The sequence below is a fragment of the Streptomyces sp. NPDC058092 genome, assembly GCF_042884935.1.
Classification (GTDB): domain Bacteria; phylum Actinomycetota; class Actinomycetes; order Streptomycetales; family Streptomycetaceae; genus Streptomyces.
Genome location: NZ_JBHVSY010000001.1, coordinates 671,757 through 697,312 on the forward strand (window position 1 = coordinate 671,757; position 25,556 = coordinate 697,312).

At 69.2% G+C, this 25,556-nt stretch carries 25 protein-coding genes, 1 tRNA gene and 1 pseudogene; 25 read left to right on the forward strand and 2 right to left on the reverse strand.

What is annotated here, in order from left to right:
- The first annotated feature begins 140 nt into the window (after positions 1-140).
- Positions 141-620, forward strand: a complete 480-nt coding sequence (locus ACFVV1_RS03260; protein ID WP_389983610.1) for an SMI1/KNR4 family protein — start codon at positions 141-143, stop codon at positions 618-620.
- A gap of 8 nt (positions 621-628) precedes the next feature.
- Here ACFVV1_RS03260 and ACFVV1_RS03265 read toward each other — a convergent pair whose 3' ends face one another.
- Complete coding sequence (locus tag ACFVV1_RS03265; protein ID WP_389983613.1) at positions 629-826, reverse strand: hypothetical protein; 198 nt, start codon at positions 824-826, stop codon at positions 629-631.
- A gap of 120 nt (positions 827-946) precedes the next feature.
- On the opposite strand from ACFVV1_RS03265, the gene ACFVV1_RS03270 reads away from it, so the two are divergent.
- The 4 genes and pseudogenes from ACFVV1_RS03270 (at position 947) to ACFVV1_RS03285 (ending at position 3,304) form a co-directional block, all read left to right on the forward strand.
- Positions 947-1,417 (forward strand): DUF3592 domain-containing protein, encoded by a 471-nt coding sequence (locus ACFVV1_RS03270; protein ID WP_389983616.1) that lies wholly within the window; start codon positions 947-949, stop codon positions 1,415-1,417.
- An 18-nt stretch (positions 1,418-1,435) separates the two neighbouring features.
- A pseudogene (locus tag ACFVV1_RS03275) lies at positions 1,436-1,786 on the forward strand (pyridoxal-phosphate dependent enzyme); the annotation flags it as partial.
- The gene (locus ACFVV1_RS03280) at positions 1,783-2,427 is read left to right on the forward strand and encodes an SMI1/KNR4 family protein (protein ID WP_389983619.1); all 645 of its coding nucleotides are present in this window, start codon (positions 1,783-1,785) and stop codon (positions 2,425-2,427) included. The pseudogene ACFVV1_RS03275 and the gene ACFVV1_RS03280, both read left to right, overlap by 4 nt.
- A gap of 313 nt (positions 2,428-2,740) precedes the next feature.
- The gene (locus ACFVV1_RS03285) at positions 2,741-3,304 is read left to right on the forward strand and encodes a GNAT family N-acetyltransferase (protein ID WP_389983622.1); all 564 of its coding nucleotides are present in this window, start codon (positions 2,741-2,743) and stop codon (positions 3,302-3,304) included.
- A gap of 573 nt (positions 3,305-3,877) precedes the next feature.
- Here ACFVV1_RS03285 and ACFVV1_RS03290 read toward each other — a convergent pair.
- A tRNA-Arg gene (locus ACFVV1_RS03290) sits at positions 3,878-3,949 on the reverse strand.
- Positions 3,950-4,170: 221 nt separating this feature from the next.
- Between ACFVV1_RS03290 and ACFVV1_RS03295 the strand changes: the two genes are divergently transcribed.
- The 20 genes from ACFVV1_RS03295 to ACFVV1_RS03390 all read left to right on the forward strand — a co-directional run bounded on the left by ACFVV1_RS03295 (position 4,171) and on the right by ACFVV1_RS03390 (position 25,426).
- The gene (locus tag ACFVV1_RS03295) at positions 4,171-4,605 is read left to right on the forward strand and encodes a response regulator (RefSeq protein ID WP_389983625.1); all 435 of its coding nucleotides are present in this window, start codon (positions 4,171-4,173) and stop codon (positions 4,603-4,605) included.
- A 55-nt stretch (positions 4,606-4,660) separates the two neighbouring features.
- A complete protein-coding gene (nrtL, locus tag ACFVV1_RS03300) occupies positions 4,661-5,656 on the forward strand; it encodes an ArgS-related anticodon-binding protein NrtL (RefSeq protein ID WP_389983628.1) in 996 nt (331 codons plus the stop codon).
- Positions 5,657-5,683: 27 nt separating this feature from the next.
- Positions 5,684-7,075, forward strand: a complete 1,392-nt coding sequence (gene lysA, locus ACFVV1_RS03305) for a diaminopimelate decarboxylase (protein ID WP_389983631.1) — start codon at positions 5,684-5,686, stop codon at positions 7,073-7,075.
- A gap of 125 nt (positions 7,076-7,200) precedes the next feature.
- Positions 7,201-8,550, forward strand: coding sequence for a homoserine dehydrogenase (locus ACFVV1_RS03310; RefSeq protein ID WP_389983634.1), 1,350 nt, complete (start codon positions 7,201-7,203; stop codon positions 8,548-8,550).
- A 6-nt stretch (positions 8,551-8,556) separates the two neighbouring features.
- A complete protein-coding gene (gene thrC, locus ACFVV1_RS03315; RefSeq protein ID WP_389983637.1) occupies positions 8,557-9,627 on the forward strand; it encodes a threonine synthase in 1,071 nt (356 codons plus the stop codon).
- 401 nt (positions 9,628-10,028) lie between these two features.
- The gene (thrB, locus tag ACFVV1_RS03320; protein WP_389983640.1) at positions 10,029-10,946 is read left to right on the forward strand and encodes a homoserine kinase; all 918 of its coding nucleotides are present in this window, start codon (positions 10,029-10,031) and stop codon (positions 10,944-10,946) included.
- A gap of 387 nt (positions 10,947-11,333) precedes the next feature.
- Positions 11,334-13,382: a transcription termination factor Rho gene (gene rho, locus ACFVV1_RS03325; protein ID WP_389983642.1), complete on the forward strand. Its 2,049-nt coding sequence runs from the start codon at positions 11,334-11,336 to the stop codon at positions 13,380-13,382.
- Positions 13,383-13,800: 418 nt separating this feature from the next.
- Positions 13,801-14,904, forward strand: coding sequence for an LCP family protein (locus tag ACFVV1_RS03330; protein WP_389983644.1), 1,104 nt, complete (start codon positions 13,801-13,803; stop codon positions 14,902-14,904).
- 187 nt (positions 14,905-15,091) lie between these two features.
- Complete coding sequence (gene rpmE / locus ACFVV1_RS03335) at positions 15,092-15,316, forward strand: 50S ribosomal protein L31 (protein ID WP_389983647.1); 225 nt, start codon at positions 15,092-15,094, stop codon at positions 15,314-15,316.
- A 153-nt stretch (positions 15,317-15,469) separates the two neighbouring features.
- The gene (gene prfA / locus ACFVV1_RS03340; protein WP_389983650.1) at positions 15,470-16,546 is read left to right on the forward strand and encodes a peptide chain release factor 1; all 1,077 of its coding nucleotides are present in this window, start codon (positions 15,470-15,472) and stop codon (positions 16,544-16,546) included.
- 42 nt (positions 16,547-16,588) lie between these two features.
- On the forward strand, positions 16,589-17,434 hold the full coding sequence (gene prmC / locus ACFVV1_RS03345; RefSeq protein ID WP_362204641.1) for a peptide chain release factor N(5)-glutamine methyltransferase: 846 nt from the start codon (positions 16,589-16,591) through the stop codon (positions 17,432-17,434).
- A 64-nt stretch (positions 17,435-17,498) separates the two neighbouring features.
- Positions 17,499-18,146 carry an L-threonylcarbamoyladenylate synthase gene (locus tag ACFVV1_RS03350; RefSeq protein ID WP_389983653.1) on the forward strand — a complete coding sequence of 216 codons (648 nt, stop codon included), beginning with the start codon at positions 17,499-17,501 and terminating at the stop codon, positions 18,144-18,146.
- A complete protein-coding gene (locus tag ACFVV1_RS03355; protein WP_389983655.1) occupies positions 18,143-18,784 on the forward strand; it encodes a protein-tyrosine-phosphatase in 642 nt (213 codons plus the stop codon). Before ACFVV1_RS03350 ends, ACFVV1_RS03355 begins: the two co-directional genes overlap by 4 nt.
- Positions 18,785-19,234: 450 nt before the next feature.
- On the forward strand, positions 19,235-20,500 hold the full coding sequence (gene glyA, locus ACFVV1_RS03360) for a serine hydroxymethyltransferase (protein WP_389983659.1): 1,266 nt from the start codon (positions 19,235-19,237) through the stop codon (positions 20,498-20,500).
- A 92-nt stretch (positions 20,501-20,592) separates the two neighbouring features.
- A complete protein-coding gene (locus ACFVV1_RS03365; RefSeq protein ID WP_389983662.1) occupies positions 20,593-21,978 on the forward strand; it encodes an MraY family glycosyltransferase in 1,386 nt (461 codons plus the stop codon).
- Between the two features lie 262 nt (positions 21,979-22,240).
- Positions 22,241-22,678, forward strand: a complete 438-nt coding sequence (locus tag ACFVV1_RS03370) for a hypothetical protein (RefSeq protein WP_389983665.1) — start codon at positions 22,241-22,243, stop codon at positions 22,676-22,678.
- Between the two features lie 210 nt (positions 22,679-22,888).
- On the forward strand, positions 22,889-23,725 hold the full coding sequence (gene atpB, locus ACFVV1_RS03375; RefSeq protein WP_389983953.1) for a F0F1 ATP synthase subunit A: 837 nt from the start codon (positions 22,889-22,891) through the stop codon (positions 23,723-23,725).
- 72 nt (positions 23,726-23,797) lie between these two features.
- On the forward strand, positions 23,798-24,031 hold the full coding sequence (locus ACFVV1_RS03380; protein WP_072483720.1) for a F0F1 ATP synthase subunit C: 234 nt from the start codon (positions 23,798-23,800) through the stop codon (positions 24,029-24,031).
- Positions 24,032-24,068: 37 nt separating this feature from the next.
- Positions 24,069-24,614 (forward strand): F0F1 ATP synthase subunit B, encoded by a 546-nt coding sequence (locus ACFVV1_RS03385; RefSeq protein ID WP_389983668.1) that lies wholly within the window; start codon positions 24,069-24,071, stop codon positions 24,612-24,614.
- The gene (locus tag ACFVV1_RS03390) at positions 24,611-25,426 is read left to right on the forward strand and encodes a F0F1 ATP synthase subunit delta (RefSeq protein WP_389983671.1); all 816 of its coding nucleotides are present in this window, start codon (positions 24,611-24,613) and stop codon (positions 25,424-25,426) included. Before ACFVV1_RS03385 ends, ACFVV1_RS03390 begins: the two co-directional genes overlap by 4 nt.
- The last annotated feature ends 130 nt before the right edge of the window (positions 25,427-25,556 follow it).

Sequence of the window (25,556 nt, forward strand, 5' to 3'; positions counted from 1 at the left end):
CACCCGCCAGCCGCGGCCCCAACCTCACGGGTCAGTACACCTAGCCGGCTCCCCCACGGACGCACGAAGATCACTCAGTGACTGATGACGAACTTTTCGAGGCCGTCCGCGCTCGAGTGAAGGCGGGACAACCCACCGACTTGACCTCAACTCTGACGACACCCGAACCCGCCTCGCTGGACATGGTTGAGGATGCGGAGCGCACTACCGGTTACCGGCTACCGCCGCTGGTCCGTCGTCTTTACCTGGAGATCGCCGACGGCGGCGTCGGTCCGTTCCTCGGTTTCTCGCCCCTCCACGGCGAGGACATGGGCATGGTCAAGGGCTATCTCGACTACCTGAACGCCGAGCTGGACCCGGAGGATCCGCCCGCCCCGCCACCGGGCGTGCTGTTCTTCTGCGACTTCGGCTGCGCGATGTGGGCGCTGCTCGACTGCCGTCATCCCGAGGGCCAGATGTGGTGGTGGGAGGAAGGCGACCGCCACAAACTTGCCTTGACCTTCCCTCAGTGGATCCAGGCATGGCTCGACGGGCACCTCACCCACAAGTACATGGAGGCACGGCAACTGCGGGACGAATCCTGGGTCGGACCGTGGGCCAACGAACAACCCGACTATTGATCCGAAAATCACTCGGTTCTATTCGAGGAGGCAGCGGACCTGCGGGGCTCGGCGGCGAGTTGGCCCTGGTCGCGGGCCCGGCTGGGCATCGGCAGACTGCGCTTGAGGCCGGCGTCAACCAGTTCGTCGGGGGCGCGCCCCTGCTCGCCCCAGGTGCGGTCGGTGACCTGGTCGGAGCAGCTATCGACCTGGTCGGCGAAGAGCACCTGGCTGCCCCCGGCATTCGCCTTCGCACGGATCGCCGGCCTCGCCGAGAATCTGGTGCGCGTGTCGTACCGACGACTCGGGCGCCACGCAAAACGTCGACAGCACACAGCAGTTGCTCCATGATGTGGCTACTCGACGTCACCGCAGCGATCGATGGGCGGATCGGCATGACGGGTGCACTGGTGTACGTGCTGGTCCTGACCGTCTTATGCGTCCGCCTCGGTGTCGCCGCCACCCACTCCTTCCGCCGCCATCGTGCGTGCCTGCGGCTGAAGGCGTCAGGTGTGGAGACGACAGGTCAGTGCACATCGCTGTCATGGCGCCAGGACGACGTCTCGGTGCGCTTTTCCTACACTCTCGCGGACGGCACGAAGTACGAGGCGGACTCCTTCCACGTGTCGCGGACGTCCTTCTCGCCCGGCAGCACCTTCCCCATCGTGTACGACCCCGCGAACTCGGCCGTCGCAGAGGTGGCGGACCTGCTGAGCGAGGCCGTCCGCTTCCACCGGCTTGCTCTCGTCGCCATCACTCCCGTGCTGCTCCTGAACGCCACCCTGGATGTGTGGCTCGCCCGCGCCGGTCTCCTCTGACCCCGGCGCGGGCGAACCGGCGTGCTTGGCCAAGCCCTCGCTTGGTCCGGTCGCGGCCGGGGGCTCGACGTCACCGTCGTGGCATCCCGCTTTGCGACTGTGGCCAAGCTTGATCGCATCCGCGCATTGGGCGCCGGGTTGGAGCTGATGGACGGCGACCACGAGATGGCTCGCGAGCGGGCGGCGGCCATCGCACGGTACGACGGCATCCGGCTGGTCGAAGACAGCCTGGACATCGAGACCTGCAAGGGCGCGGCGACCATCGGCTGGGCCCAGAGACGGCCCCAGCCGGATGTATCGGGGTCACGGCCACCGTCTGGCTGTTCCCAGGAGGTTGTCAGCACCAGGTGGCAGGATGCCGTGCCATGACCGCACCGATCAGTGAGTCGTGGACGCGAATCGAGAACTGGCTGGCCGAGCACGCCCCGGCGACCTATGCCGCGCTGGCGCCGCCCGCGGATCCGGCGGACATCGCCGCGACCGAACGCGTCATCGGCCGGCCACTACTGAAGCCCTTGGTGATGTCGCTGCTGCGGCACGACGGTCTCCTCGATCAGCGGGGCTCGCTGCTGCCAGGGTTCTACAGACCGATGAGTGCACGCGAGATAGCGGCCGCGTGGCAACTTTTCACCGGCTTCTACGACAAGCGCACGGCGGATGAGGAAGGAGAGGAGGTGGAGTACGACTTCATGAAGATCGGGGTCAGCAGCCTCCTGTACGGACATCCGCAGTTGATCCCCATCGCGCGGGACGTCGGCGGGGGTTGCCTCGTACTGGACCACCGTCCCGAGATCGACCGGGGGCGCGTCCACGAAGCCGAGGCCGTGGAAGGCATTGTGCGCGTATCACACGAGATGTGGACGTCCCTGCCGGTGCTCATGGAGGCGATCGCCACGTCTCTCGAGAGCAACCAGCCCCTCAACGGCTACACGCCGGTAGTTGACGAGGAGCAGAGGCTGGACTGGGACTTCATACCGCTGCGCAATGACCGGACTTTGCATCGGTCATGACGCAGCAGCGGATAGTGAGGTCGGTGGAGCGGCTTTGGGCCGGAGCTGCTTTGGGGCGAGTGATCGCGGCCCCGTAGGCTTCCGGCGAGTCGGGCAGTCTGTGGACCTGCCCGTTACAGCACGACGTTGGGGCCCTGATCTCAGAGGCTCGCCCTGAAGTGGCTGCCTAAGGCCCAGGGCCGTGAAATTACGGTTGCGCAGCTGGTGGCAAGGGGGTTAGAACGGCGTTGTTGCCCAAGACGAGTCGTTGGGAGCTCCGCGGTCCGGTCACTCAGGCTGGCGGGGTAGCCCTCGGGGGAGGAACACCAGATCGATGACCACGCTCTCGCTGCCCTTCAGTACCGAACGGCTCCTTTTGCGTCTGTTCACGCCGGACGACCTCGATGACTTGTACGCGTACCAGGGCCTTCCCGAAGTCGCTCGCTACCTCTACCGGCAGCCGCTCACCCGTGAACAGTGCGCGCAGAGCCTGACGCGGCGCGCGGCCGGCACGGCGTGGGCCGAGGACGGCGACGACCTAGTGGTCGCCGTCTGCCCGGTCGGCGAGGCAAAGGCCGTCGGCGAGGTTGTCCTGAAGCTCACGAGCGCGCGGGCGCGCCAGGTCGAGATCGGCTGGATCTTCAACCCGGCGTACGGCGGCCGGGGTTACGCGACCGAGGCGGCGCGTGCGACCGCCGCGCTGGCCTTCGCCGAGTTGGGCGCCCACCGGCTCTTCGCCCGCCTCGACGTACTCAACACCGGGTCGGTGCGCGTGTGCGAGCGTCTCGGCATGCGCCGGGAGGCGCACCTTGTCGAGAACGACCTTGACAACGAGCGCTGGGGCAGCGAGTACGTCTATGCGACGCTCGCCCGGGAGTGGAAGGCCGATCGGGCTTGATAAGAGGTCCAGGCAGTGCTGCTTGTGGGGCTTGGTCGTAGGTCGGCCGTCCCACGCAGCTGGTTCTGGCGGACCACCCTGGTGAGGCGCCGCGGTAGTGCGCAATGACGTCCAATGGGTCGTGGCGGGGAACGTGTTCTCCGAGCAATTCCGGACCAACGCACTTGCTGACCACCACCGATCCAAGCTCATCCGCGCTGCCCACGGCCGCGAAGAGTTCGACACGGTTACAGGGCTGCCCGACTCGATGGCCGACAAGGTGCCTTCCACGACGTGGTACGACTTTGCCCTGAAGTACCTCGCCATGAAGTGGCCGCATGCCGCCCCGAGCACAGGAGCTGTTGCGCGAATACGAGTGATGCCGTGCGGCGCTGGCTATCAGGCCCGTGGACTCGTCCGGGGGCCTTCGCGTTTCCTGAGGCTGACCAGGGACGATGCCCCAGGGCCCTGTCCACGAATAGTCCACGGACCCCGACATACGGCAGCTCCGGGCGGCATACGTCTGCGCATACGCGAAGACCCCGTCCTCAGCGCTTTCGCTGGTGGCGGGGTCTTCAGGCACTTCCTGCGAAGTGCCCCCGGCAGGATTCGAACCTGCGCACACGGCTCCGGAGGCCGATGCTCTATCCCCTGAGCTACGGGGGCGTATCGCTGTGTTGCTCGGCGACGGAAGAAACACTACCAGCTTCCGCCGGGTGTCCGTGAACAGGTATTTCGCCGCTGCCGGGGGCGGCTGTGCGGGCCCCCGGGGGGGCGGTACGACGGAACCTCCTGAGTACATCCGGCCACCCCCCCACACCACTCGTCCGGGGTCGGAAATAGGCAAAACCCGGACGCAGCCCCTACACCCCGCCTACCCTCGAGGTGTGTCAGGGGCATGTGGCCGCGTGCTTGTTGTCGACGACAACAAGGTCATCCGGCAGTTGATCAGGGTCAATCTTGAGCTTGAGGGCTTCGAGGTCGTGACCGCGGCCGATGGTGTCGAGTGTCTGGATCTGGTGCATCGGGTCCGTCCTGACGTGATCACGCTCGATGTCGTCATGCCCGGGCTGGACGGTGTGCAGACCGCCACCAGATTGCGCTCCGATCCGCGGACCAGACATGTGCCCGTGGCGATCATCAGTGCCTGCACGCCCTACGAGGTGGGCAACGGGGTCGACGCGGGGGTCGACGCGTTCCTGGCGAAGCCGTTCGAGCCGAGTGAGCTGGTGCGGCTCGTACGGCAGTTGATGGCCCGGGGGGACCCGCCGTCGCTCGACGGCAGACACGGCGCCGGGAGGGCGGGGAGCGCCGCCGGGTGACCGGATGGCGAAACCGGGTCGCGAGGCAGCCCCCGTCCTCCCCTACGCTTGTCCTGTGACCCCCGCCGATCTCTCCAGGACCGTGCTGCACGCCGTGCGCCGCGCGGTCGACGAGGACGTCTTGCGCGCGCCGGTGCCCGCGCGCGTGCGGGTGGAGCGGACGCGGCCCGGCGGGCGTGGGGAGTACGCCTGCGCCGTCGCCCTCCAGCTGGCCGGGCCCGCCGGGCTGCCGGCCCGGGAAGTGGCGGAGATCCTTCGGGCACGGGTCCAGGGGGCGCCGGGAATCGGTGGTGTCGAAGTCACGGGGCCAGGGTTCCTGAACTTCACTCTCCGTAACTCCGACCCTGTCGACGCGCTGGTCCGGGCCGTCGAAGCGGGCGGTACGCGGTACGGGCACGGGGACGGACTCCTCGGCGTGACCGCCTCGTTCGCACCCGTCGGCGAGCTGCGCGCCCGGGTCGTCACCGAGACTGTCGAGCGGTTGCTCCGCGCCCAGGCGGCCGAGGTCGGGGAGCGGACGGCCGACGGGGAAATGCTGCATGTGGTGCCCGTGCCCGCCGCCGACCGCGATCTCTTCGAGCGGCTCGGGAGCGACGCCGCGCGCTGGGCGCTGCTGCGGGCCGCTCCGCACGACCGCGCCCGGTGCACGGGGAGCGACGAGCTCCTCGTACAGGGGGAGAGCAACCCGCTGTTCCGGGTGCGGTACGCGTACGCCCGGACCCGTGCCCTGAGCCGGAATGCCGAGCAGCTCGGGTTCCGTGCCGCGTACGAGGAGAGTGTGGACGCGCCCGCCCTCGGGACGCTCCTCGCCGATCATCCCGAGGTGCTCGCCGCCGCCGCCCGCCACCGCGAGCCCGACCGGGTCGCCCGGCAGCTGGAAGCGGTCGCGCAGGCCTTCTTCGACTTCCACGACCGCGCTCGCCAGCTCCCCGTCGGTGACGAGAAACCCTCGGCCGCCCACCGTTCCCGGCTCGCCCTCGCCGAAGCCGCCGGGACGGTGCTGGCAGGCGGCCTGTCCCTGCTCGGCATCAGCGCACCCGAAGTCCTCTGAGAGACCCGAGAGAGCAGAGCAAGCACGATGAGCCGATCCGCACACCCCGCCGGGCCCCGTCACGCCGACGTCATGACAGAAGGGCACTACACCGCCCCGCCCGCCGACCTCAATGCCCTGGACACGAAGGTCTGGGCCCGTACCGTCGCCCGCAACGAGGACGGTGCGGTCACCGTCGGCGGGATCGAAGTGACGCGGCTGGCCGAGGAGTTCGGCACCCCCGCCTACTTCCTCGACGAGAGCGACTTCCGGGCCCGCTGCCGGGCCTGGGCCGACGCCTTCGGGCGGGACGCCGATGTGTTCTACGCCGGAAAGGCGTTCCTGTCGCGCGCCGTCGTGCGCTGGCTCAAGGAGGAGGGGCTCAACCTCGACGTCTGCTCCGGGGGCGAGCTGACCTGCGCGCTGGACGCCGGAATGCCCGCCGAGCGCATCGCCTTCCACGGCAACAACAAGACCGTCGAGGAGATCGAGCGGGCGGTCACCGCCGGCGTCGGGCGGATCGTGCTCGACTCCTTCCAGGAGATCGCCCGGGTCGCGCACATCGCGCAGCGGCTCGGCAAGCGGCAGCGCGTACAGATCCGGGTGACCGTCGGCGTCGAGGCGCACACCCACGAGTTCATCGCCACCGCGCACGAGGACCAGAAGTTCGGGATCGCGCTGGCCGGGGGACAGGCCGCCGAGGCCGTACGCCGGGCCCTCACCCTCGACGGGCTGGAACTCATCGGCATCCACTCGCACATCGGCTCGCAGATCTTCGACATGGCCGGTTTCGAGGTCTCCGCCCGGCGCGTGGTGCAGCTGCTCGCCGAGGTGCGCGACGAGCACGGCGTCGAGCTGCCCGAGATCGACCTCGGCGGCGGTCTCGGCATCGCCTACACCTCCGAGGACGACCCGCGCGAGCCGCACGAGATCTCCAAGGCGCTCGGCGACATCGTCACCCGCGAGTGCGAGGCGGCCGGCCTCGCCACCCCCCGGATCTCCGTCGAGCCGGGGCGCGCCATCGTCGGCCCCACCGCCTTCACGCTGTACGAGGTCGGCACCATCAAGCCCCTGGAGGGGCTGCGTACGTACGTCAGCGTCGACGGCGGGATGTCGGACAACATCCGCACGGCGCTGTACGACGCCGAGTACAGCGTCGCGCTCGCCTCGCGGACCTCCGACGCCGAGCCGATGCTCGTCCGGGTCGTCGGCAAGCACTGCGAGAGCGGCGACATCGTGGTCAAGGACGCGTTCCTGCCGTCCGACCTGGCGCCCGGCGACCTGATCGCCGTGCCCGCCACCGGTGCGTACTGCCGCTCGATGGCGAGCAACTACAACCACGCCCTGCGCCCGCCCGTCGTCGCCGTGCGCGACGGGGAGGCGCGCGTGATCGTCAGGCGCGAGACGGAGGAAGATCTCCTGCGTCTGGATGTCGGCTGATGTCGTTTTTCCCGGGGTATGCCCCCGGACCCCCATAGAGTCTCAGGATCCGGACGGGTGGCAGGAACGCCCGTCCGGTGAGTGAGACTGGACCACACATCAAGAGGTAGAGGAAACGAGGTCGGATGATGCGTACGCGTCCGCTGAAGGTGGCGCTGCTGGGCTGTGGAGTGGTCGGCTCAGAGGTGGCGCGCATCATGACGACGCACGCCGACGACCTCGCCGCGCGCATCGGTGCCCCGGTCGAGCTCGCCGGTGTCGCCGTGCGCAGGCCCTCCAAGGTGCGGGAAGGCATCGATCCGGCGCTGATCACCACCGATGCGACAGCCCTGGTCAAACGGGGCGACATCGACGTCGCCATCGAGGTCATCGGGGGCATCGAGCCCGCCCGCACCCTCATCACGACCGCCTTCGAGCACGGCGCGAGCGTCGTCTCCGCCAACAAGGCACTGCTGGCCGAGGACGGCGCCGCACTGCACGCCGTCGCCGAGCAGCACGGCCGGGACCTCTACTACGAGGCCGCCGTGGCCGGTGCCATCCCGCTCGTACGGCCGCTGCGCGAGTCCCTCGCCGGTGACAAGGTCAACCGGGTCCTCGGCATCGTGAACGGCACCACCAACTTCATCCTCGACCGGATGGACACGAGCGGAGCCGGATACTCCGAGGCGCTCGACGAGGCCACCGCTCTCGGCTACGCGGAGGCCGACCCGACCGCCGACGTCGAGGGCTTCGACGCCGCCGCCAAGGCCGCGATCCTCGCCGGCATCGCCTTCCATACCCGGGTCAGGATCGGCGATGTGCACCGCGAGGGCATCACCGAGGTCACCGCCGCCGACATCGCCTCCGCCCGCCGTATGGGCTGCACCGTCAAGCTCCTCGCCATCTGCGAGCGCGCCGCCGACGGGCAGTCCGTCACCGCGCGGGTGCACCCCGCGATGATCCCGCTGAGCCACCCGCTGGCCTCCGTCCGCGAGGCGTACAACGCGGTCTTCGTCGAGGCCGAGGCGGCCGGGCAGCTCATGTTCTACGGCCCCGGCGCCGGCGGCGCACCGACCGCGTCCGCCGTCCTCGGCGACCTGGTCGCGGTCTGCCGCAACAAACTCAACGAGGCCACCGGCCCCGGCGAGTCCGCGTACACGCGCCTGCCGGTCAGCCCCATGGGCGACGTCGTCACGCGGTACCACATCAGCCTCGACGTGGCCGACAAGCCTGGCGTACTCGCCCAGGTCGCGACGGTCTTCGCCGAACAGGGCGTATCGATCGATACCGTCCGTCAGCAGGGTAGAAATGTAATCAGCGGCGACGCGGTCGCCTCCGCCGAGGGTGGCGGCGGGCGACGGGAGGGCGGCGAGGCCTCTCTCGTCGTCGTCACCCACCGTGCGCTCGACGCCGCCCTCTCGGCGACCGTCGAGGCGCTGCGCAAGCTCGACACCGTGCGCGGTGTCGCCAGCATCATGCGTGTTGAAGGGGAGTAAGGACCCATGACCAGCAAGGGCACCCACCAGTGGCGCGGCATCATCGAGGAGTACCGGGACCGCCTTCCGGTCACGAGCACGACGCCTGTCGTCACGCTCCGTGAGGGCGGTACCCCGCTCGTCCCCGCTCAGGTCCTCTCCGAGCGCACGGGCTGCGAGGTACACCTCAAGGTCGAGGGCGCCAACCCCACCGGGTCCTTCAAGGACCGCGGCATGACGATGGCCATCACCCGGGCCAAGGAGGAGGGCGCGCAGGCCGTCATCTGCGCCTCCACCGGCAACACCTCCGCCTCCGCCGCCGCGTACGCGGTGCGGGCCGGCATGGTCTGCGCCGTCCTCGTGCCGCAGGGCAAGATCGCCCTCGGCAAGATGGGCCAGGCGCTCGTGCACGGCGCCAGGATCCTCCAGGTCGACGGCAATTTCGACGACTGCCTGACACTGGCCCGTTCGCTGTCGGACAACTACCCGGTGGCGCTGGTCAATTCGGTCAACCCGGTCCGTATCGAGGGGCAGAAGACCGCGGCGTTCGAGATCGTCGACGCGCTCGGCGACGCCCCCGACATCCACGTCCTCCCGGTCGGCAACGCGGGCAACATCACCGCGTACTGGAAGGGTTACAAGGAGTACGCGGCGGACCGCATGTCCACGCACACCCCGCGCATGTGGGGCTTCCAGGCCTCCGGCTCCGCGCCCATCGTCCGCGGCGAGATCGTCAAGGACCCGTCGACCGTCGCCACCGCGATCCGGATCGGAAACCCGGCCTCCTGGCAGTACGCGTTGGACGCGCGGGACGAATCGGGCGGTTTCATCGATGAGGTGACGGACCGCCAGATCCTTTCCGCCTACCGGCTGTTGGCCTCTCAGGAGGGCGTCTTCGTGGAGCCCGCGTCGGCCGCGTCCGTCGCCGGTCTGCTGAAGGCCGCGGAAGAGGGCAAGGTCGACCCGGGCCAGAAGATCGTCTGCACGGTCACCGGCAACGGCCTCAAGGACCCCGACTGGGCCGTCGCGGGTGCCCCGCAGCCGGTCACGGTCCCGGTCGACGCGGCCACCGCCGCGGAGAAGCTGGGCCTCGTGTAACCACCGGGACCCCGGCGTCGGGCAGGGGCGTGGGACGGAGGACGCGGGCGGCATCGCTGCTTGTCCGTACGACTCCGACGCCACGCCCCGACGCCCCGGCTCACTGCCGCGGGAAGCCCGGTCATCTCTCGGCAAGAACCCAGCTCAACCGTCCCTTTTCGGGGCGGAGAGCGCATAGGAGGCGGGCGACACGCATCGTGCGCCTCCTGTGCGCCCTATGTCGCGACAGAACCTTCCTTCGATAAGCTGTACTCAACCCACCCCGCCGCATCTGCTGCGGCGCATGGGTCGTTGTGGCCGTCGGTTTCCCCGGAATCCCACTCCCCGCCGTCACGACGTCAGCCACCGTCGAGAAATCGCTTCACCACCCCCGCCGCCTCACAAGGAGAGTCGTCCAACCGATGGCCGGTCCCGCCTTCCGAGCCGCCGCCGTCCGGGTGCGCGTCCCTGCGACCAGCGCCAACCTGGGCCCGGGTTTCGACGCCTTCGGCCTCTCGTTGGGGCTGTACGACGACGTCGTCGTCCGCGTAGCCGACGCCGGACTGCACATCGACATCGCGGGTGAGGGTGCGGACACGCTGCCCCGCGACGAGAGTCACCTTCTCGTACGTTCCCTGCGCACCGCCTTCGACCTGCTCGGCGGACAGCCCCGCGGCCTGGAGATCGTCTGCGCCAACCGCATCCCGCACGGGCGCGGACTCGGCTCGTCGTCCGCCGCCATCTGCGCCGGTATCGTCGCCGCCCGCGCTGTGACGACCGGCGGCGACGCCCGGCTCGACGACGCCGCGCTGCTGGAGCTCGCCACCGAGATCGAGGGCCACCCCGACAACGTCGCGGCCTGCCTGCTCGGCGGTTTCACCCTTGCCTGGATGGACGGCGGATCCGCCCGTGCGATCAGGATGGATCCCGCAGATTCCATCGTTCCAGTGGTCTTTGTCCCCAGTAAGCCGGTCCTGACCGAGACCGCCCGCGGACTGCTTCCGCGCACGGTCCCGCACGTCGACGCGGCCTTCAACGCCGGCCGCGCCGCACTCCTCGTCGAGGCTCTGACCAGCCGCCCCGAACTGCTGCTCACCGCCACGGAGGACCGGCTGCACCAGGAGTACCGGGCCCCGGCGATGCCGCAGAGCGTGGAACTCGTGAACCGACTGCGCGCCGACGGCGTACCCGCAGTCATCTCCGGTGCCGGGCCGACCGTGCTCGCACTGGCCGAGGACGGTGCGGCCGACAAGGTCGCACGGCTGGCGGGCGAGGGATGGGCGGCCAATCGGCTCGCTCTCGACGCCCTGGGCGCGAGTGTGCTGCCGCTCGCCCCGTAGCCGAGAAGTGATTGCCGGTAAGTGAGAGGGGGAATGTTTGTCGGAGCCGGTAGTGTTAACCTCAAGTCAGCAGCCGACGTCTACGTGGCGCGTTGCTTCGTGTCCCTTTCCGGGACCACCATTTCTTCCGGGAGCCTCCCCAACTGCCTGAGCAGCCTGCCTGAGCAGTTTCGTGCACGCTCCGGAACCGGCACGACACCCCTCGCTTGTCCAGGAGTGGGCCGAGCAGGGGGATGCTCGCGCCGGACCCTTGCACACTTTCATCTCTCCGCCGTACCCGCGGCGGACCACCGCCCCGGCCCGGTCCGCAAGAAAAAGACCGCAGTCGGACAGCACAACCGGTCGCCGAGCCAGAAGGCCGACGTCCGCTCCAGGGAAGGACCCTTCGTGAGCGACACCACCGATCTGATGGGCGTGACTGCCGACAAGACCGTCGACAGCGCCGCGCCCGCCGAAGGTGCTGCCACTGGCACCACCGCACGGCGCCGCCGCTCCGGCACCGGCCTTGACGGCATGGTCCTGGCCGAGCTGCAGCAGGTCGCGTCCGGCCTCGGCATCAAGGGCACTGCGCGGATGCGCAAGGGCCAGCTGATCGAGGTCATCAAGGAGGCGCAGGCAGGTAACTCCGCCGCGCCCAAGGCCGCCGCGCCCGCCGCGGATGCCGAGACCAAGCCGAAGCGCCGTGCCACCTCCAAGGCGCGCACCGGGGACGAGTCCGCGGCCGCCGCGCCCGCCGAGAAGGCCGCGGCCCAGCAGCAGATCGACATTCCCGGCCAGCCGGCCAGCGACGACCAGCCCGCGGGCGAGCGCCGTCGGCGCCGTGCCACCGCTCAGGCGGGCAGCCCGGAGACCAAGGCGGAGAGCAAGCCGGCCGCCGAGGCCAAGCCGGAGACGCAGGCCGAGCCGAAGGGCGACGACCGCACCGACGCCAAGGCCGAGGCCGCCGCCGACACGGCCGAGGGCCGCCGGGGCGACCGCCAGGACCGCGGTCAGCGCGGCGACCGCGGTGACCGGGGCGACCGCCAGGAGCGTGGCGAGCGCGGGGAGCGCCGCGACCGGCAGCGCGACCGCCGCGGCAAGGGCGACGAGCAGGGCGGCGGCCAGGGCCAGCAGGGCGGCCAGCGCCAGCAGCGCCAGGGCCAGCAGGGCCAGGGCCAGCAGGGCGCCGGCCCGCAGGACGACGGCTACGACGACGAGGCGGGCGGCCGTCGCGGTCGCCGGGGCCGCTACCGCGACCGCCGTGGCCGTCGTGGCCGCGAGGAATTCGCCAGCGAGGTTCCCGTCTCCGACGACGACGTCCTGATCCCCGTCGCGGGCATCCTGGACATCCTCGACAACTACGCGTTCATCCGGACCTCCGGCTACCTGCCGGGCCCGAACGACGTGTACGTCTCGCTCGCCCAGGTCCGTAAGAACGGCCTGCGCAAGGGTGACCACGTCACGGGTGCGGTGCGCCAGCCCAAGGACGGCGAGCGCCGCGAGAAGTTCAACGCGCTGGTCCGCCTCGACTCCGTCAACGGCATGGCGCCCGAATCCGGCCGTGGCCGCCCGGAGTTCCAGAAGCTGACCCCGCTCTACCCGCAGGACCGGCTCCGTCTGGAGACCGACTCCAATGTCCTGACGACGCGGATCATCGACCTGGTCGCCCCGATCGGCAAGGGCCAGCGAGGCCTGATCGTGGCCCCGCCGAAGACCGGCAAGACCATGATCCTGCAGGCGATCGCCAACGCGATCACGGTCAACAGCCCCGAGTGCCACCTGATGGTCGTCCTGGTCGACGAGCGTCCGGAAGAGGTCACCGACATGCAGCGGTCGGTGAAGGGCGAGGTCATCTCCTCGACCTTCGACCGCCCCGCCGAGGACCACACCACTGTCGCCGAGCTGGCCATCGAGCGCGCCAAGCGTCTCGTCGAGCTGGGTCACGACGTGGTCGTCCTGCTGGACTCCATCACCCGCCTGGGCCGCGCGTACAACCTCGCGGCCCCCGCCTCCGGCCGCATCCTGTCCGGTGGTGTCGACTCGACCGCGCTCTACCCGCCGAAGCGCTTCTTCGGTGCCGCGCGCAACATCGAGGACGGCGGTTCGCTGACCATCCTGGCCACCGCGCTCGTCGAGACCGGCTCGCGCATGGACGAGGTGATCTTCGAGGAGTTCAAGGGCACCGGCAACATGGAGCTCAAGCTCGACCGGAAGCTCTCGGACAAGCGCATCTTCCCGGCGGTGGACGTCGACGCGTCCAGCACCCGTAAGGAAGAAATCCTGCTCGGCAGCGACGAGTTGGCGATTGTCTGGAAGCTGCGCCGGGTGCTCCACGCGCTCGACCAGCAGCAGGCGATCGAGCTGCTCCTGGACCGGATGAAGAAGACCCAGTCCAACGCGGAGTTCCTGCTCCAGATCCAGAAGACGACGCCCTCGCCGGGCAACGGCAACGACTGACCGCCGTACCGGATCGGCTGATTCCACACAGGGCCGCCCCCGCCACTTCGGTGACGGGGGCGGCCCTGTGCCGTCGGGTCACGCGGGTGTGACGCAGTCGATTCGGCCCTTTCGGCCGATCCGAGACCTTCGCCACATGCCGGGCGCCGTGACGGGTACCGCCGCAATGGCTGTAACGGGCAAGAAACCGCAGGTGAGCGCCGGATCACCGGCCGTTCACCCATGCCGTGCATCCCCTCTTTCCTCGTGCCGTCCTCATCTGGACGTGACAGGTCGCTGTGCAACCCTTCTTCGGGCCACGGCGTCGTATGAAGTGCCGACAAGTCGCCAAAGCCAGTGAAAAAGCCGAGGAGCCAGTGCCCGAACACCGCTGCAGGGGAGGGCCTGTCCGGGAACAGCTGACGACCGAAGGAGACGGATGACCGAGCAGAGCGGGAGCGGTGGCCGAATACGCCCCACCGGCAAACGCCGGAAGAAGCCTTCCCGTCGCCGCAGGGCGACGGTGATCGGTGCCTGGATCCTGGCCGGCGCCGTGGTCGTCGGCGGTGGTGGGCTCGGATACGCCTACTTCAAGCTCAACGGCAATCTCAAGGCCGTCGACATCAACGCGGCGCTCGGCAAGAACCGCCCAGACAACGTCGACAACGGCTCCGAGGACATCCTCGTGCTCGGCTCGGACTCCCGCTCCGGAGCGAACTCCGCGTACGGCGCGGACGAGGGCACGGCCCGCTCCGACACCGCGATGGTCGTCCACCTCAACAAGGGCCACAAGGCGGCCTCCGTCGTCTCCGTCCCGCGCGACACCCTCATCACCCGCCCCGACTGCACCAGCGACACCACGGGCAAGGCCGTTGCGGGCCAGCAGCGCGCCATGTTCAACACGGCGTACGAGGTCGGCGGACCGGCCTGTGCGGTCAAGACCGTCGAGTCGATGTCCGGCATCCGCATGGACCACTACCTCGAAGTCGACTTCACCGGCTTCAAGAAGCTCATCGACGAGCTGGGCGGCGTGAAGATCACCACCACCCAGGCGATCCACGACGCCAAGAGCCACCTGAATCTGGAGCCCGGCACCCACACCCTCGACGGTGAGCAGTCGCTGGGCCTCGTCCGCACCCGCAAGAGCGTCGGCGACGGCAGTGACCTCGGCCGCATCCAGCTTCAGCAGGCGTTCATCAAGGCGCTGATGGAACAGGCCAAGAGCGTCGGCGTGTACTCGAACCCGAAGACGCTCTTCGACCTCGCGGACACGGCGACCAAGGCCATCACCACCGACTCCGACCTGGGTTCGGTCAAACAGCTCACCGGCTTCGCGAACGGCCTCAAGGGGCTCGGCTCGAAGAACGTCCACATGGTCACCCTGCCCGTCCAGTACGACCCGGCCGACCCGAACCGTGTCGTGCCACTGGAGGAGGCCGCCCAGCAGGTCTGGGCGGCGCTCGAGCAGGACAAGGCGATCCCCGCCTCCGCCACCGAGAAGTCGGCGGGCGACAAGGGCACCGCGGGCCGCATCGTCCAGTGACCGGGGGTCCGGCAGGCCGGGAACGCGGGCCGGAATGCGGGCCGGGAACGCGGGCCGGGAATACGTGCGGCCCGCCCCCGGTTTTGGGAGATGCGGCCGGTCCTGGCAGACTGGTACGTCGGCCCCGGTTCACGGACGCGCAATCCGCGCGTACGACCCGGCGCCCTCCCGAATCTAGGAGAAACCCTTGAAGCGCGACATCCACCCCGAGTACGCCGAGACGCAGGTCAGCTGCACCTGTGGCGCGTCGTTCACGACCCGGAGCACCATCGGCGCCGGCAACATCCGCGCCGACGTCTGCTCCGAGTGCCACCCGTTCTACACGGGCAAGCAGAAGATCCTCGACACCGGTGGCCGCGTGGCCCGCTTCGAGGCCCGCTTCGGCAAGGCCGCCGGCTCCGCCAGCAAGTAGCGAGCCACTGCGCCGGTTCTCGGCGCCCTCTTCCCGGGGGGCGTCGAGACCGGCGTTTTTTCCGGCCCGGGGTACGGGGCCGTCCCCTACCCCGCCGGACAGCATCAGGCCGTCCAGCAGGCACGTTTGAGTGAAGGAACCAGGAGCCCGAAGATGTTCGAGGCGGTCGAGGAACTGATCGGTGAACAGGCCGATCTTGAGAAGAAGCTCGCGGACCCGTCGGTCCACGCCGATCAGGCCAACGCGCGCAAGCTCAACAAGCGCTACGCCGAGCTGACCCCGATCGTCGCCACGTACCGCTCCTGGAAGCAGACCGGGGACGACATCGGGACGGCACGGGAGTTCGCCGCCGACGACCCCGACTTCGCAGCCGAGGTCAAGGACCTGGAGAAGCAGCGCGAAGAGCTCACCGAGAAGCTCCGCCTCCTCCTGGTCCCGCGCGACCCCAGCGACGACAAGGACGTGCTCCTGGAGATCAAGGCGGGCGCGGGCGGCGACGAGTCCGCCCTGTTCGCCGGCGATCTGCTGCGGATGTATCTGCGCTACGCCGAGCGCGTCGGCTGGAAGACCGAGATCATCGACTCCACCGAGTCCGAGCTCGGCGGCTACAAGGACGTCCAGGTCGCCGTGAAGACCAAGGGCGGCAACGGTGCCACCGAGCCAGGCCAGGGCGTGTGGGCCCGGCTGAAGTACGAGGGCGGGGTGCACCGCGTGCAGCGGGTGCCGTCCACCGAGTCCCAGGGCCGCATCCACACCTCCGCCGCCGGCGTGCTCGTCACGCCCGAGGCCGAGGAGGTCGACGTCGAGATCCACGCCAACGATCTCCGTATCGACGTCTACCGCTCCTCGGGCCCCGGCGGCCAGTCCGTCAACACCACCGACTCGGCGGTCCGCATCACCCACCTGCCGACCGGCGTCGTCGCTTCCTGCCAGAACGAGAAGAGCCAGCTCCAGAACAAGGAGCAGGCCATGCGCATCCTGCGGTCGCGTCTGCTCGCGGCCGCCCAGGAAGCCGCGGAGCAGGAAGCCTCGGACGTACGACGCAGCCAGGTGCGTACGGTCGACCGATCCGAGAAGATCCGTACATACAACTTCCCGGAAAACCGGATCTCGGACCACCGCGTCGGCTTCAAGGCGTACAACTTGGACCAGGTCCTCGACGGCGACCTGGATTCCGTGATCCAGGCCTGTGTCGACGCCGACTCCGCCGCCAAGCTCGCCTCCGCATAAGCCCAAGCCCGCCCCGCCCGTAACCCCGTACGGAGAACCGCGATGAACCTGCTGCTCGCCGAGGTGGCCCAGGCCACCCAGCGGCTGGCCGACGCCGGTGTGCCCTCGCCGCGATTCGACGCGGAGGAACTCGCCGCGTTCGTGCACGGCGTCAAGCGGGGCGAGCTGCACCATGTGCCGGACGCGGACTTCGACGCCCGCTACTGGGAGGCCATCGCCCGCCGCGAGGCCCGCGAACCGCTCCAGCACATCACCGGACGCGCCTTCTTCCGCTACCTGGAACTCCAGGTCGGCCCCGGTGTCTTCGTCCCCCGCCCGGAGACCGAATCGGTCGTCGGCTGGGCGATAGACGCGGTACGCGCGATGGACGTCGTCGAACCGGTCGTCGTCGACCTCTGCAGCGGATCGGGCGCCATCGCCCTGGCCATGGCCCAGGAGGTGCCGCGCTCCCGCGTGCACGCCGTGGAGCTGTCCGACGACGCCCTCAAGTGGACCAGGAAGAACGCCGAGGGGTCCAGGGTCACCGTCCACCGGGGAGACGCGCTCACCGCCCTCCCCGAGCTCGACGGCCAGGTCGACCTGGTCATCTCCAACCCGCCGTACATCCCGCTCACCGAATGGGAGTACGTGGCGCCGGAGGCCCGCGACCACGACCCGGAGATGGCCCTCTTCTCCGGCGAGGACGGCCTCGACACCATCCGCGGCATCGAACGCACCGCACACCGCCTGCTGCGCCCCGGCGGCCTCGTCGTCATCGAGCACGCCGACACCCAGGGCGGCCAGGTGCCGTGGATCTTCACCGAGGAACGTGGCTGGGCCGACGCGGCCGACCACCCCGACCTGAACAACCGGCCGCGGTTCGCCACGGCCCGCAAGGCCATGCCGTGACCGGCGGCCACCACCCGCACGACCCGTACCCGCCCTACCCGTACATGCTTGAGGAGGCCGGCTGATGGCACGGCGATACGACTGCAACGACGCGACCGACCGTACGACGGGTCTGCGTGAGGCCGCGTCGGCCGTCCGCCGCGGCGAACTGGTCGTGCTGCCCACCGACACCGTGTACGGGATCGGCGCGGACGCCTTCAGTTCCGAGGGCGTCGCCGACCTGCTGGAGGCCAAGGGCCGCGGCCGCAACATGCCGACCCCCGTCCTGATCGGCTCCCCGAACACCCTGCACGGGCTGGTCACCGACTTCTCCGAGCAGGCCTGGGAACTCGTCGACGCCTTCTGGCCCGGCGCCCTCACGCTCGTCGCCAAGCACCAGCCGTCGCTCCAGTGGGACCTCGGGGACACCCGTGGCACCGTCGCCATCCGGATGCCGCTGCACCCGGTCGCCATCGAGCTGCTCACCGAGGTCGGCCCGATGGCCGTCTCCAGCGCCAACCTCACCGGCCACCCGGCCCCCGAGGACTGCGACGCCGCCCAGGAGATGCTCGGCGACTCCGTCTCCGTCTACCTCGACGGCGGCCCGACGCCCGGCATCGTGCCGTCGTCGATCGTCGACGTGACCGGCAAGGTCCCCGTACTGCTGCGCGCGGGCGCGCTCTCCGTCGAGGAACTCCGCAAGGTGGTACCCGACCTCGAGGTGGCCAATTGACCGCCCCTGAGGGGCGTGGCATAGCGGGGCAGGCCGACACTTTCCGCATCCTCCACGTCAGCACCGGCAATGTCTGCCGCTCACCGATCACCGAGCGGCTGACCCGGCACGCCCTGGTGGACCGCCTCGGCGATCCGCGGCAGGGCGGACTGATCGTGGAGAGCGCGGGCACCTGGGGCCACGAAGGCGCCCCCATGGAGGCCAACGCCGAGATCGTCCTCGCCGACTTCGGCGCCGACACCACCGGCTTCGTCGGCCGGGAACTCCTGGACGAGCACGTGATCCGCGCCGACCTGGTGCTCACCGCCACCCGCGACCACCGGGCCCAGGTCATCTCGATGGGTCACTCGGCCGGCCTGCGGACCTTCACCCTCAAGGAATTCACCCGGCTGGTCCGGGCCATAGACCCCGCCACACTGCCCGACCCGCGCGACGAGGGCGTCGTCGAACGCGCCCGCGCACTGGTCCGCGCCGCGGCCGCGCTGCGCGGCTGGCTGCTGGCCCCCACCGTCGAGGCCGACGAGGTGTACGACCCCTACGGTGCCCCGATCACGTTCTTCCGGTCCATCGGCGACGAAATCAACCAGGCCCTCGACCCGGTTGTCACGGCCCTGACGGGCGTCACGGCCGGTCGCTGAGGACGTGGCTCTGTCGCCCGTCCCGGCGGCCGGAGGCCGGCGCAGCGGGCCGAAGCCCGGGAGGCCCCTGGGGCCGAGTGGTGCGAGGGGCGCGTCGGGAATGGTGTTCAATCAGGCCCTCGACCCGGTTGTCACGGCCCTGACGGGCATCACGGCCGGTCGCTGAGGACGCGGTTCTGTCGTCCGCCCCGGCGGCCGAGTGGTGCGAGGGGCGCGTCGGGATTGGTGTTCAACCAGGCTCTCGACCCGGTCGTCACCGCGCTCACCGGCGTACCGGCCCCGCACCGAGCGCAGGTCGCTCCAGCGCCACTCCGACGGCTGTACGCGGGAGCCCGGCACCCGGGGGCCGGGCGGGTGTACGACGTCGCCGCACAGCGCGCAGGGGGCCCCTTCCGGGCCTACATTTGGAGCTGACCCAAGCGCACCCCTCCCCAGGCCCGGAGCCGTCAGATGCCGGTCACCACTCCTGCCGCACCCCCTTCCGACGCCGGAACCACCCTGCCGCAGGACTTCGGCGCCCTGCTCCGGGAGGACCCGGAGATCGCCGCCGTGCTCCTGGGCGAGCTGCACCGGCAGTCGACCACCCTGCAGCTGATCGCGGCCGAGAACTTCACCTCGCCCGCGGTCCTCGCCGCCCTCGGCTCACCGCTCGCCAACAAGTACGCCGAGGGCTACCCCGACGCCCGCTACCACGGCGGCTGCGAGCAGGCCGACGCTGCAGAACGCATCGCCTGCCGACGGGCCACCACGCTCTTCGGCGCCGAACACGCCAACGTCCAGGCGCACTCCGGCTCCTCCGCCGTCCTCGCCGCGTACGCGGCCCTGCTGCGCCCCGGCGACACGGTGCTCGCGATGGGACTCCCGTACGGCGGACATCTCACCCACGGCTCGCCCGCCAACTTCTCCGGCCGCTGGTTCGAGTTCATCGGATACGGGGTCGACTCCGAGAGCGGCCTGATCGACTACGAGCAGATCCGCACCCTGGCCCGCGCGCACCGCCCCAAGGCGATCGTCAGCGGCTCGATCTCGTACCCCCGCCATCCCGACTACGAGCTCTTCCGGGACATCGCGGACGAGGTGGGCGCGTATCTCATCGCCGATGCCGCGCACCCGATGGGACTGATCGCCGGGGGAGCGGCGCCGAGCCCGGTGCCGTACGCCGATGTGGTCTGCGCGACCACGCACAAGGTGCTGCGCGGTCCGCGCGGCGGGATGATCCTGTGCGGTGCGGACCTGGCCGAGCGGATCGACCGGGCGGTCTTCCCCTTCACACAGGGCGGCGCGCAGATGCACACGGTCGCCGCGAAGGCCGTCGCGTTCGGGGAGGCGGCCACTCCCGCGTTCACGGACTACGCCCATCGCGTGGTGGTCCATGCCCGGGTGCTGGCCGCCGGTCTGGCGGCCGAGGGCTTCGAGATCACCACGGGCGGCACGGACACCCACCTGATCGTCGCGGACCCGGCCCCGCTCGGCGTCGACGGCCCGGTCGCCCGCGCCCGGCTTGCGGCGGCGGGCCTGGTGCTGGACACCTGCGCGCTTCCGTACGGGGACGCCCGGGGCATCCGGCTGGGCACCGCGGCCGTCACCACCCAGGGCATGGACGACGCCGACATGGCGCGGCTGGCGGCGCTCTTCGGAGCGGCGGTGCGTGAGGAGGGCGACATCGGGGCGGAGGTCCGGGAGCTGGCCCGGAAATATCCGCCCTATCCGGCGTAGACGTGGTCCATGCAACCATCGGTCCGTCCTCCGTGTCCTCAACCATGAGTCTCACCTCGTTAAGGTGTGGGCTGAGATGGCCGGCGAAATCTGTGGGGCAGCCCGTGCGTGATTACCTGCTGACGCTCTGTGTCACGGCCGCGGTGACTTATCTGCTGACCGGCCCGGTGCGTAAATTCGCCATCGCGGTCGGGGCGATGCCCGCGATCCGTGCGCGTGACGTCCACCGAGAACCGACACCGCGGCTCGGTGGCATCGCCATGTTCGGCGGGCTGTGCGCGGGGCTGATCGTCGCTGCGCATCTGTACAACCTCGACTGGGTCTTCAAACTCTCCAACGAGCCGAGGGCGCTGCTCTCCGGGGCCGCGCTGATCTGGCTGATCGGTGTGCTGGACGACAAGTTCGAGATCGACGCACTGATCAAGCTCGGCGGGCAGATGATCGCCGCCGCGGTCATGGTGATCCAGGGCCTGACGATCCTGTGGCTGCCGATCCCCGGCGTCGGCACCGTCGCGCTGACCCAGTGGCAGGGCACGCTGCTCACGGTCGCCGTGGTCGTCATCACGATCAACGCGGTCAACTTCGTCGACGGTCTGGACGGTCTCGCGGCGGGCACGGTCTGCATCGCCTCCGCCGCGTTCTTCCTGTACACGTACCGGCTCTGGTACGGGCACATGATCGAGGCCGCGGCCCCCGCGACGCTCTTCACGGCGATCCTGATGGGCATGTGTCTGGGGTTCCTGCCGCACAACATGCATCCGGCCCGGATCTTCATGGGCGACTCCGGGTCGATGCTGATCGGCCTCGTGCTGGCGGCCGGCGCGATCTCCGTCACGGGGCAGGTCGACCCGGACACGATGAAGCTCTTCGCGGGCAGTGAGCGCGAGGCCACCCACGCGATGCTGCCGGTGTTCATCCCGCTGCTGCTGCCGCTGACCATCATCGCGATCCCGGCCGCCGACCTGGTGCTGGCGATCGTGCGACGTACCTGGAACGGCCAGTCGCCGTTCGCGGCGGACCGGGGCCATCTGCACCACCGGCTGCTGGAGATCGGTCATTCGCACAGCAGGTCCGTGCTGATCATGTACTTCTGGTCCGCCCTGATCGCCTTCGGCACGGTCGGCTACTCCGTGCACTCGGCGTCCCTGTGGATCGTGCTGGTCATCATGGGACTGAGCGCGCTGGGCCTGGTCCTGCTCCTGATGCCCCGGTTCACGCCGCAGGCGCCGTACTGGGCGGAACGGTTCGTACCGCCCCGCTACCGCCGGCGCCGCGGCAAGGGCGAGGTGCCCGACGCGGAACCATCGGCTCCGGACGAGGCCCAACAGCGGCCCCTGGACACGCAGATGGGGCAGGAGGGGCACGAGCTCCAGGAAAGGCCCCCGGTCGTCGTGGGAGTGTCCGGCGTCAACGGGGCGACCGCGATCGGCCCCCGTTCGCGTCTTTCGGACAGAGACACGGCTGATTCGACGCGTTAAGGATTCGGTCATCGAGGGGCAATACCAGACAAGACGTCGAGTTGTCTTGCTCACACGCGCAGGTTCACCCAAGCGTGTGACAGTGGGCACACTTTCTTGGTAAAGACCTCATCAAATAGTTTGTGATACCGTTCACGAAGCCCGGTGACGGAGTTGAAGGACCTGAGTACCACGGTCCATCGGCCCGAGGCATCGACTCGGACCGGGCCTACGCTCGTCCATGACGACACACTGCCCACCCCCTGCAAGCGGAGCTGCCGCCATGCCGTCCAACGACGTCCGGACTCTCCTTCAAGCCGCCGTACCCACCGCTGTCGCCGGCGCTGTTGCTGCCGCCGTCAGCGGTGGCGTTGCCGGCGGCAAGGGAGCCCTGGGCGCGGTCGTTGCGACGATCGTGGTGATCCTCTTCATGGGGATCGGACTCATGGTCCTGCAACGGACCGCGCGGTCCCTGCCCCACCTGTTCCAGGCGATGGGGCTGATGCTGTATACGACTCAGCTCCTCCTGCTGTTCGTTTTCGTCGCCGTATTCAAGAACACCACCATGTTCAACCCGAAGGCCTTCGCGATCACGCTGGTCGCGACGACTCTCGTGTGGATCGGCGCACAGACGCGTGCGCACATGAAGGCCAAGATCCTTTACGTCGAACCCGAGTCCGACAAGGCGGAAAAGCCCAAGAACACGGGCTCGAAGTCGTGAAGGGTAGGGGCGGGATAAGTGCAGGTTCAAGACCCTGCTATCGTCCGGTTCCAACTGCGGCACTGCGGGCGCGGGCATGTGAGCTGACGCCTGCTCGATCGCGAGGCTCAATGCCTGACTGCCGCTCACACATCCGTAACACCAGTCCAGTGCCGAACCGCGGCTTCGCGCCGCGCCGACACAACGAGGTTGCCGTACCTATGCGCCACGCTGAAGGAGCCCGCGGTGAGTGCTGACCCGACACAGGTGCTCGCCTTCGAGACCGATTGCCACATCTTCTCCGGTTGTGGTTTCCCGGGTCCTGGCTTGCACTCTTTCCTGTTCGAGCCGATCTTCGGTGACGCGAACAGCAACATCTACTTCAACAAGACGATGCTGCTGGCGCTCCTCGGTACGGTCATCATCGTCGGCTTCTTCTGGGCCGCCTTCCGCAAGCCGAAGGTCGTTCCGGGCAAGCTGCAGATGGTCGCCGAGGCCGGCTACGACTTCGTCCGCCGCGGCATCGTCTACGAGACGCTCGGCAAGCGCGAGGGCGAGAAGTACGTCCCGCTGATGGTGTCGATCTTCTTCTTCGTGTGGATGATGAACCTCTGGTCGATCATCCCGCTCGCCCAGTTCCCGGTGACGTCGGTCATCGCGTACCCGGCCGCTCTGGCCTTGATCGTCTACGTCCTCTGGATGAGCATCACCTTCAAGAGGCACGGCTTCGTCGGCGGCTTCAAGAACCTGACGGGCTACGACAAGTCGCTCGGCGGGGTTCTGCCGCTGATCATGGTCATCGAGTTTTTCTCGAACGTCCTGGTCCGCCCCTTCACGCACGCGGTCCGACTCTTCGCGAACATGTTCGCGGGTCACACGCTGCTGCTGCTCTTCACCATCGCCAGCTGGTACCTGCTGAACGGCATCGGTATCGCCTACGCGGGTGTGTCGTTCGTGATGGTCATCGTGATGACGGCCTTCGAGCTCTTCATCCAGGCCGTTCAGGCGTACGTCTTCGTGCTCCTGGCGTGCACCTTCATCCAGGGCGCTGTCGCCGAGCAGCACTGATCGCGCCTCCCATACCCCCAGTCGTCCGGTGGCCAACCCCCGCCGGTCCGTGAAAGAGAAGGAAGAACTGGCATGTCCCAGACCCTTGCCGCTGTCACCGGTTCCCTCAGCTCCGTCGGATATGGCCTGTCCGCCATCGGCCCCGGCGTCGGCGTCGGCATCATCTTCGGTAACGGCACGCAGGCTCTCGCCCGTCAGCCCGAGGCTGCCGGCCTGATCCGCGCCAACCAGATCCTCGGCTTCGCCTTCTGTGAGGCGCTCGCCCTGATCGGTCTGGTCATGCCGTTCGTCTACCCGACCTCCTGACCGGTCGCGAACAGCCCATTCGACGGAAGGCACTGACGTGAACCCTCTGGTTCAGTTCGCGGCGGACAAGCCGGAAAACCCGCTTGTCCCGCCGGTCCCTGAGCTCGTCATTGGCTTCATCGCCTTCGTCATCGTCTTCGGCTTCCTCGCCAAGAAGCTCCTCCCGAACATCAACAAGGTTCTGGAAGAGCGTCGTGAGGCCATCGAAGGCGGTATCGAGAAGGCCGATGCGGCCCAGACCGAGGCCCAGAGCGTGCTTGAGCAGTACAAGGCTCAGCTCGCCGAGGCCCGCCACGAAGCCGCGCGCCTGCGCCAGGAGGCACAGGAGCAGGGCGCCGTGATCCTGCAGGAGATGCGGGCGGAAGGCCAGCGGCAGCGCGAGGAGATCATCGCTGCCGGCCACTCCCAGATCGAGGCCGACCGCAAGGCCGCGGCCTCCGCGCTGCGTCAGGACGTGGGCAAGCTCGCCACCGACCTGGCCGGCAAGCTCGTCGGCGAGTCCCTCGAGGACCACGCCCGGCAGAGCGGCACCGTCGACCGTTTCCTCGACGAGCTCGAGGCGAAGGCCGAGGCTGTCCGATGAACGGCGCGAGCCGCGAGGCACTGGCTGCCGCACGTGAGCGTCTCGACGCGCTGACCGACAACACGTCGGTCGACGCGGCGAAGCTCGCCGAGGAGCTGGCCGCCGTCACGGCGCTGCTCCAGCGCGAGGTCTCACTGCGACGGGTCCTCACCGACCCGTCGCAGGCCGGCGAGGCCAGGGCCGAGCTGGCCGGACGACTGCTGCGCGGTCAGGTGGGCGGCGAGACCGTCGACCTGATCTCCGGCATGGTCCGCTCCCGCTGGTCGCAGTCGCGTGACCTGGTCGACTCGGTCGAGGAACTGGCGAACATCGCAGACCTCACCGCTGCCCAGCGCAGCGGAGACCTCGACGACGTCGAGGACGAGCTGTTCCGGTTCGGCCGGATCGTCTCCTCCGACAAGGAACTGCGCGCCGCGCTCACCGGCCGGTCCGGGTCCGCCCTCGCCAAGGGCGAGCTGCTGCGCAGCCTGCTCGGCGGCAAGGCACGGCCCACCACCGAGCGCCTGGTCGTGCGGCTTGTGACCCAGCCGCGTGGACGTAGCCTTGAAGCGGGACTTGAGTCCCTCTCCAAGCTCGCCGCGGAGCGCCGGGACCGCATGGTCGCCGTGGTGACCTCGGCAGTACCGCTGAGCGATCAGCAGAAGCAGCGCCTCGGCGCCGCACTGGCGAAGATCTACGGTCGGCCGATGCACCTGAATCTCGATGTGGACCCCACGGTCCTCGGCGGGATCGCGGTGCGGGTCGGTGACGAGGCCATCAACGGCACCATCGCGGAGCGTCTCGAAGAGGCGACCCGTCGCATGGCCGGCTGACGAGCACAACGCAGCAACAGAACAGAGCAAGACCAGCGGCCCGGTTGGGCCGTGCAGAAATTGCAGAAGATTCCTGGGGGTCGGCCCCCAGACCCCCTTAAGAAACTTCGGGCCCAACAAGGAGAGCAGG

Excerpts from the sequence above, each read along its gene's own strand:
- glyA (WP_389983659.1), top strand. The coding sequence starts at position 19,235 with ATGCCGGTCACCACTCCTGCCGCACCCCCTTCCGACGCCGGAACCACC.
- thrB (WP_389983640.1), top strand. The coding sequence starts at position 10,029 with ATGGCCGGTCCCGCCTTCCGAGCCGCCGCCGTCCGGGTGCGCGTCCCT.
- ACFVV1_RS03280 (WP_389983619.1), top strand. The coding sequence starts at position 1,783 with ATGACCGCACCGATCAGTGAGTCGTGGACGCGAATCGAGAACTGGCTG.
- ACFVV1_RS03380 (WP_072483720.1), top strand. The coding sequence starts at position 23,798 with ATGTCCCAGACCCTTGCCGCTGTCACCGGTTCCCTCAGCTCCGTCGGA.
- prmC (WP_362204641.1), top strand. The coding sequence starts at position 16,589 with ATGAACCTGCTGCTCGCCGAGGTGGCCCAGGCCACCCAGCGGCTGGCC.
- ACFVV1_RS03270 (WP_389983616.1), top strand. The coding sequence starts at position 947 with ATGATGTGGCTACTCGACGTCACCGCAGCGATCGATGGGCGGATCGGC.
- ACFVV1_RS03330 (WP_389983644.1), top strand. The coding sequence starts at position 13,801 with ATGACCGAGCAGAGCGGGAGCGGTGGCCGAATACGCCCCACCGGCAAA.
- ACFVV1_RS03285 (WP_389983622.1), top strand. The coding sequence starts at position 2,741 with ATGACCACGCTCTCGCTGCCCTTCAGTACCGAACGGCTCCTTTTGCGT.
- ACFVV1_RS03370 (WP_389983665.1), top strand. The coding sequence starts at position 22,241 with ATGCCGTCCAACGACGTCCGGACTCTCCTTCAAGCCGCCGTACCCACC.
- ACFVV1_RS03310 (WP_389983634.1), top strand. The coding sequence starts at position 7,201 with ATGATGCGTACGCGTCCGCTGAAGGTGGCGCTGCTGGGCTGTGGAGTG.
- thrC (WP_389983637.1), top strand. The coding sequence starts at position 8,557 with ATGACCAGCAAGGGCACCCACCAGTGGCGCGGCATCATCGAGGAGTAC.
- prfA (WP_389983650.1), top strand. The coding sequence starts at position 15,470 with ATGTTCGAGGCGGTCGAGGAACTGATCGGTGAACAGGCCGATCTTGAG.
- lysA (WP_389983631.1), top strand. The coding sequence starts at position 5,684 with ATGAGCCGATCCGCACACCCCGCCGGGCCCCGTCACGCCGACGTCATG.
- ACFVV1_RS03390 (WP_389983671.1), top strand. The coding sequence starts at position 24,611 with ATGAACGGCGCGAGCCGCGAGGCACTGGCTGCCGCACGTGAGCGTCTC.
- ACFVV1_RS03350 (WP_389983653.1), top strand. The coding sequence starts at position 17,499 with ATGGCACGGCGATACGACTGCAACGACGCGACCGACCGTACGACGGGT.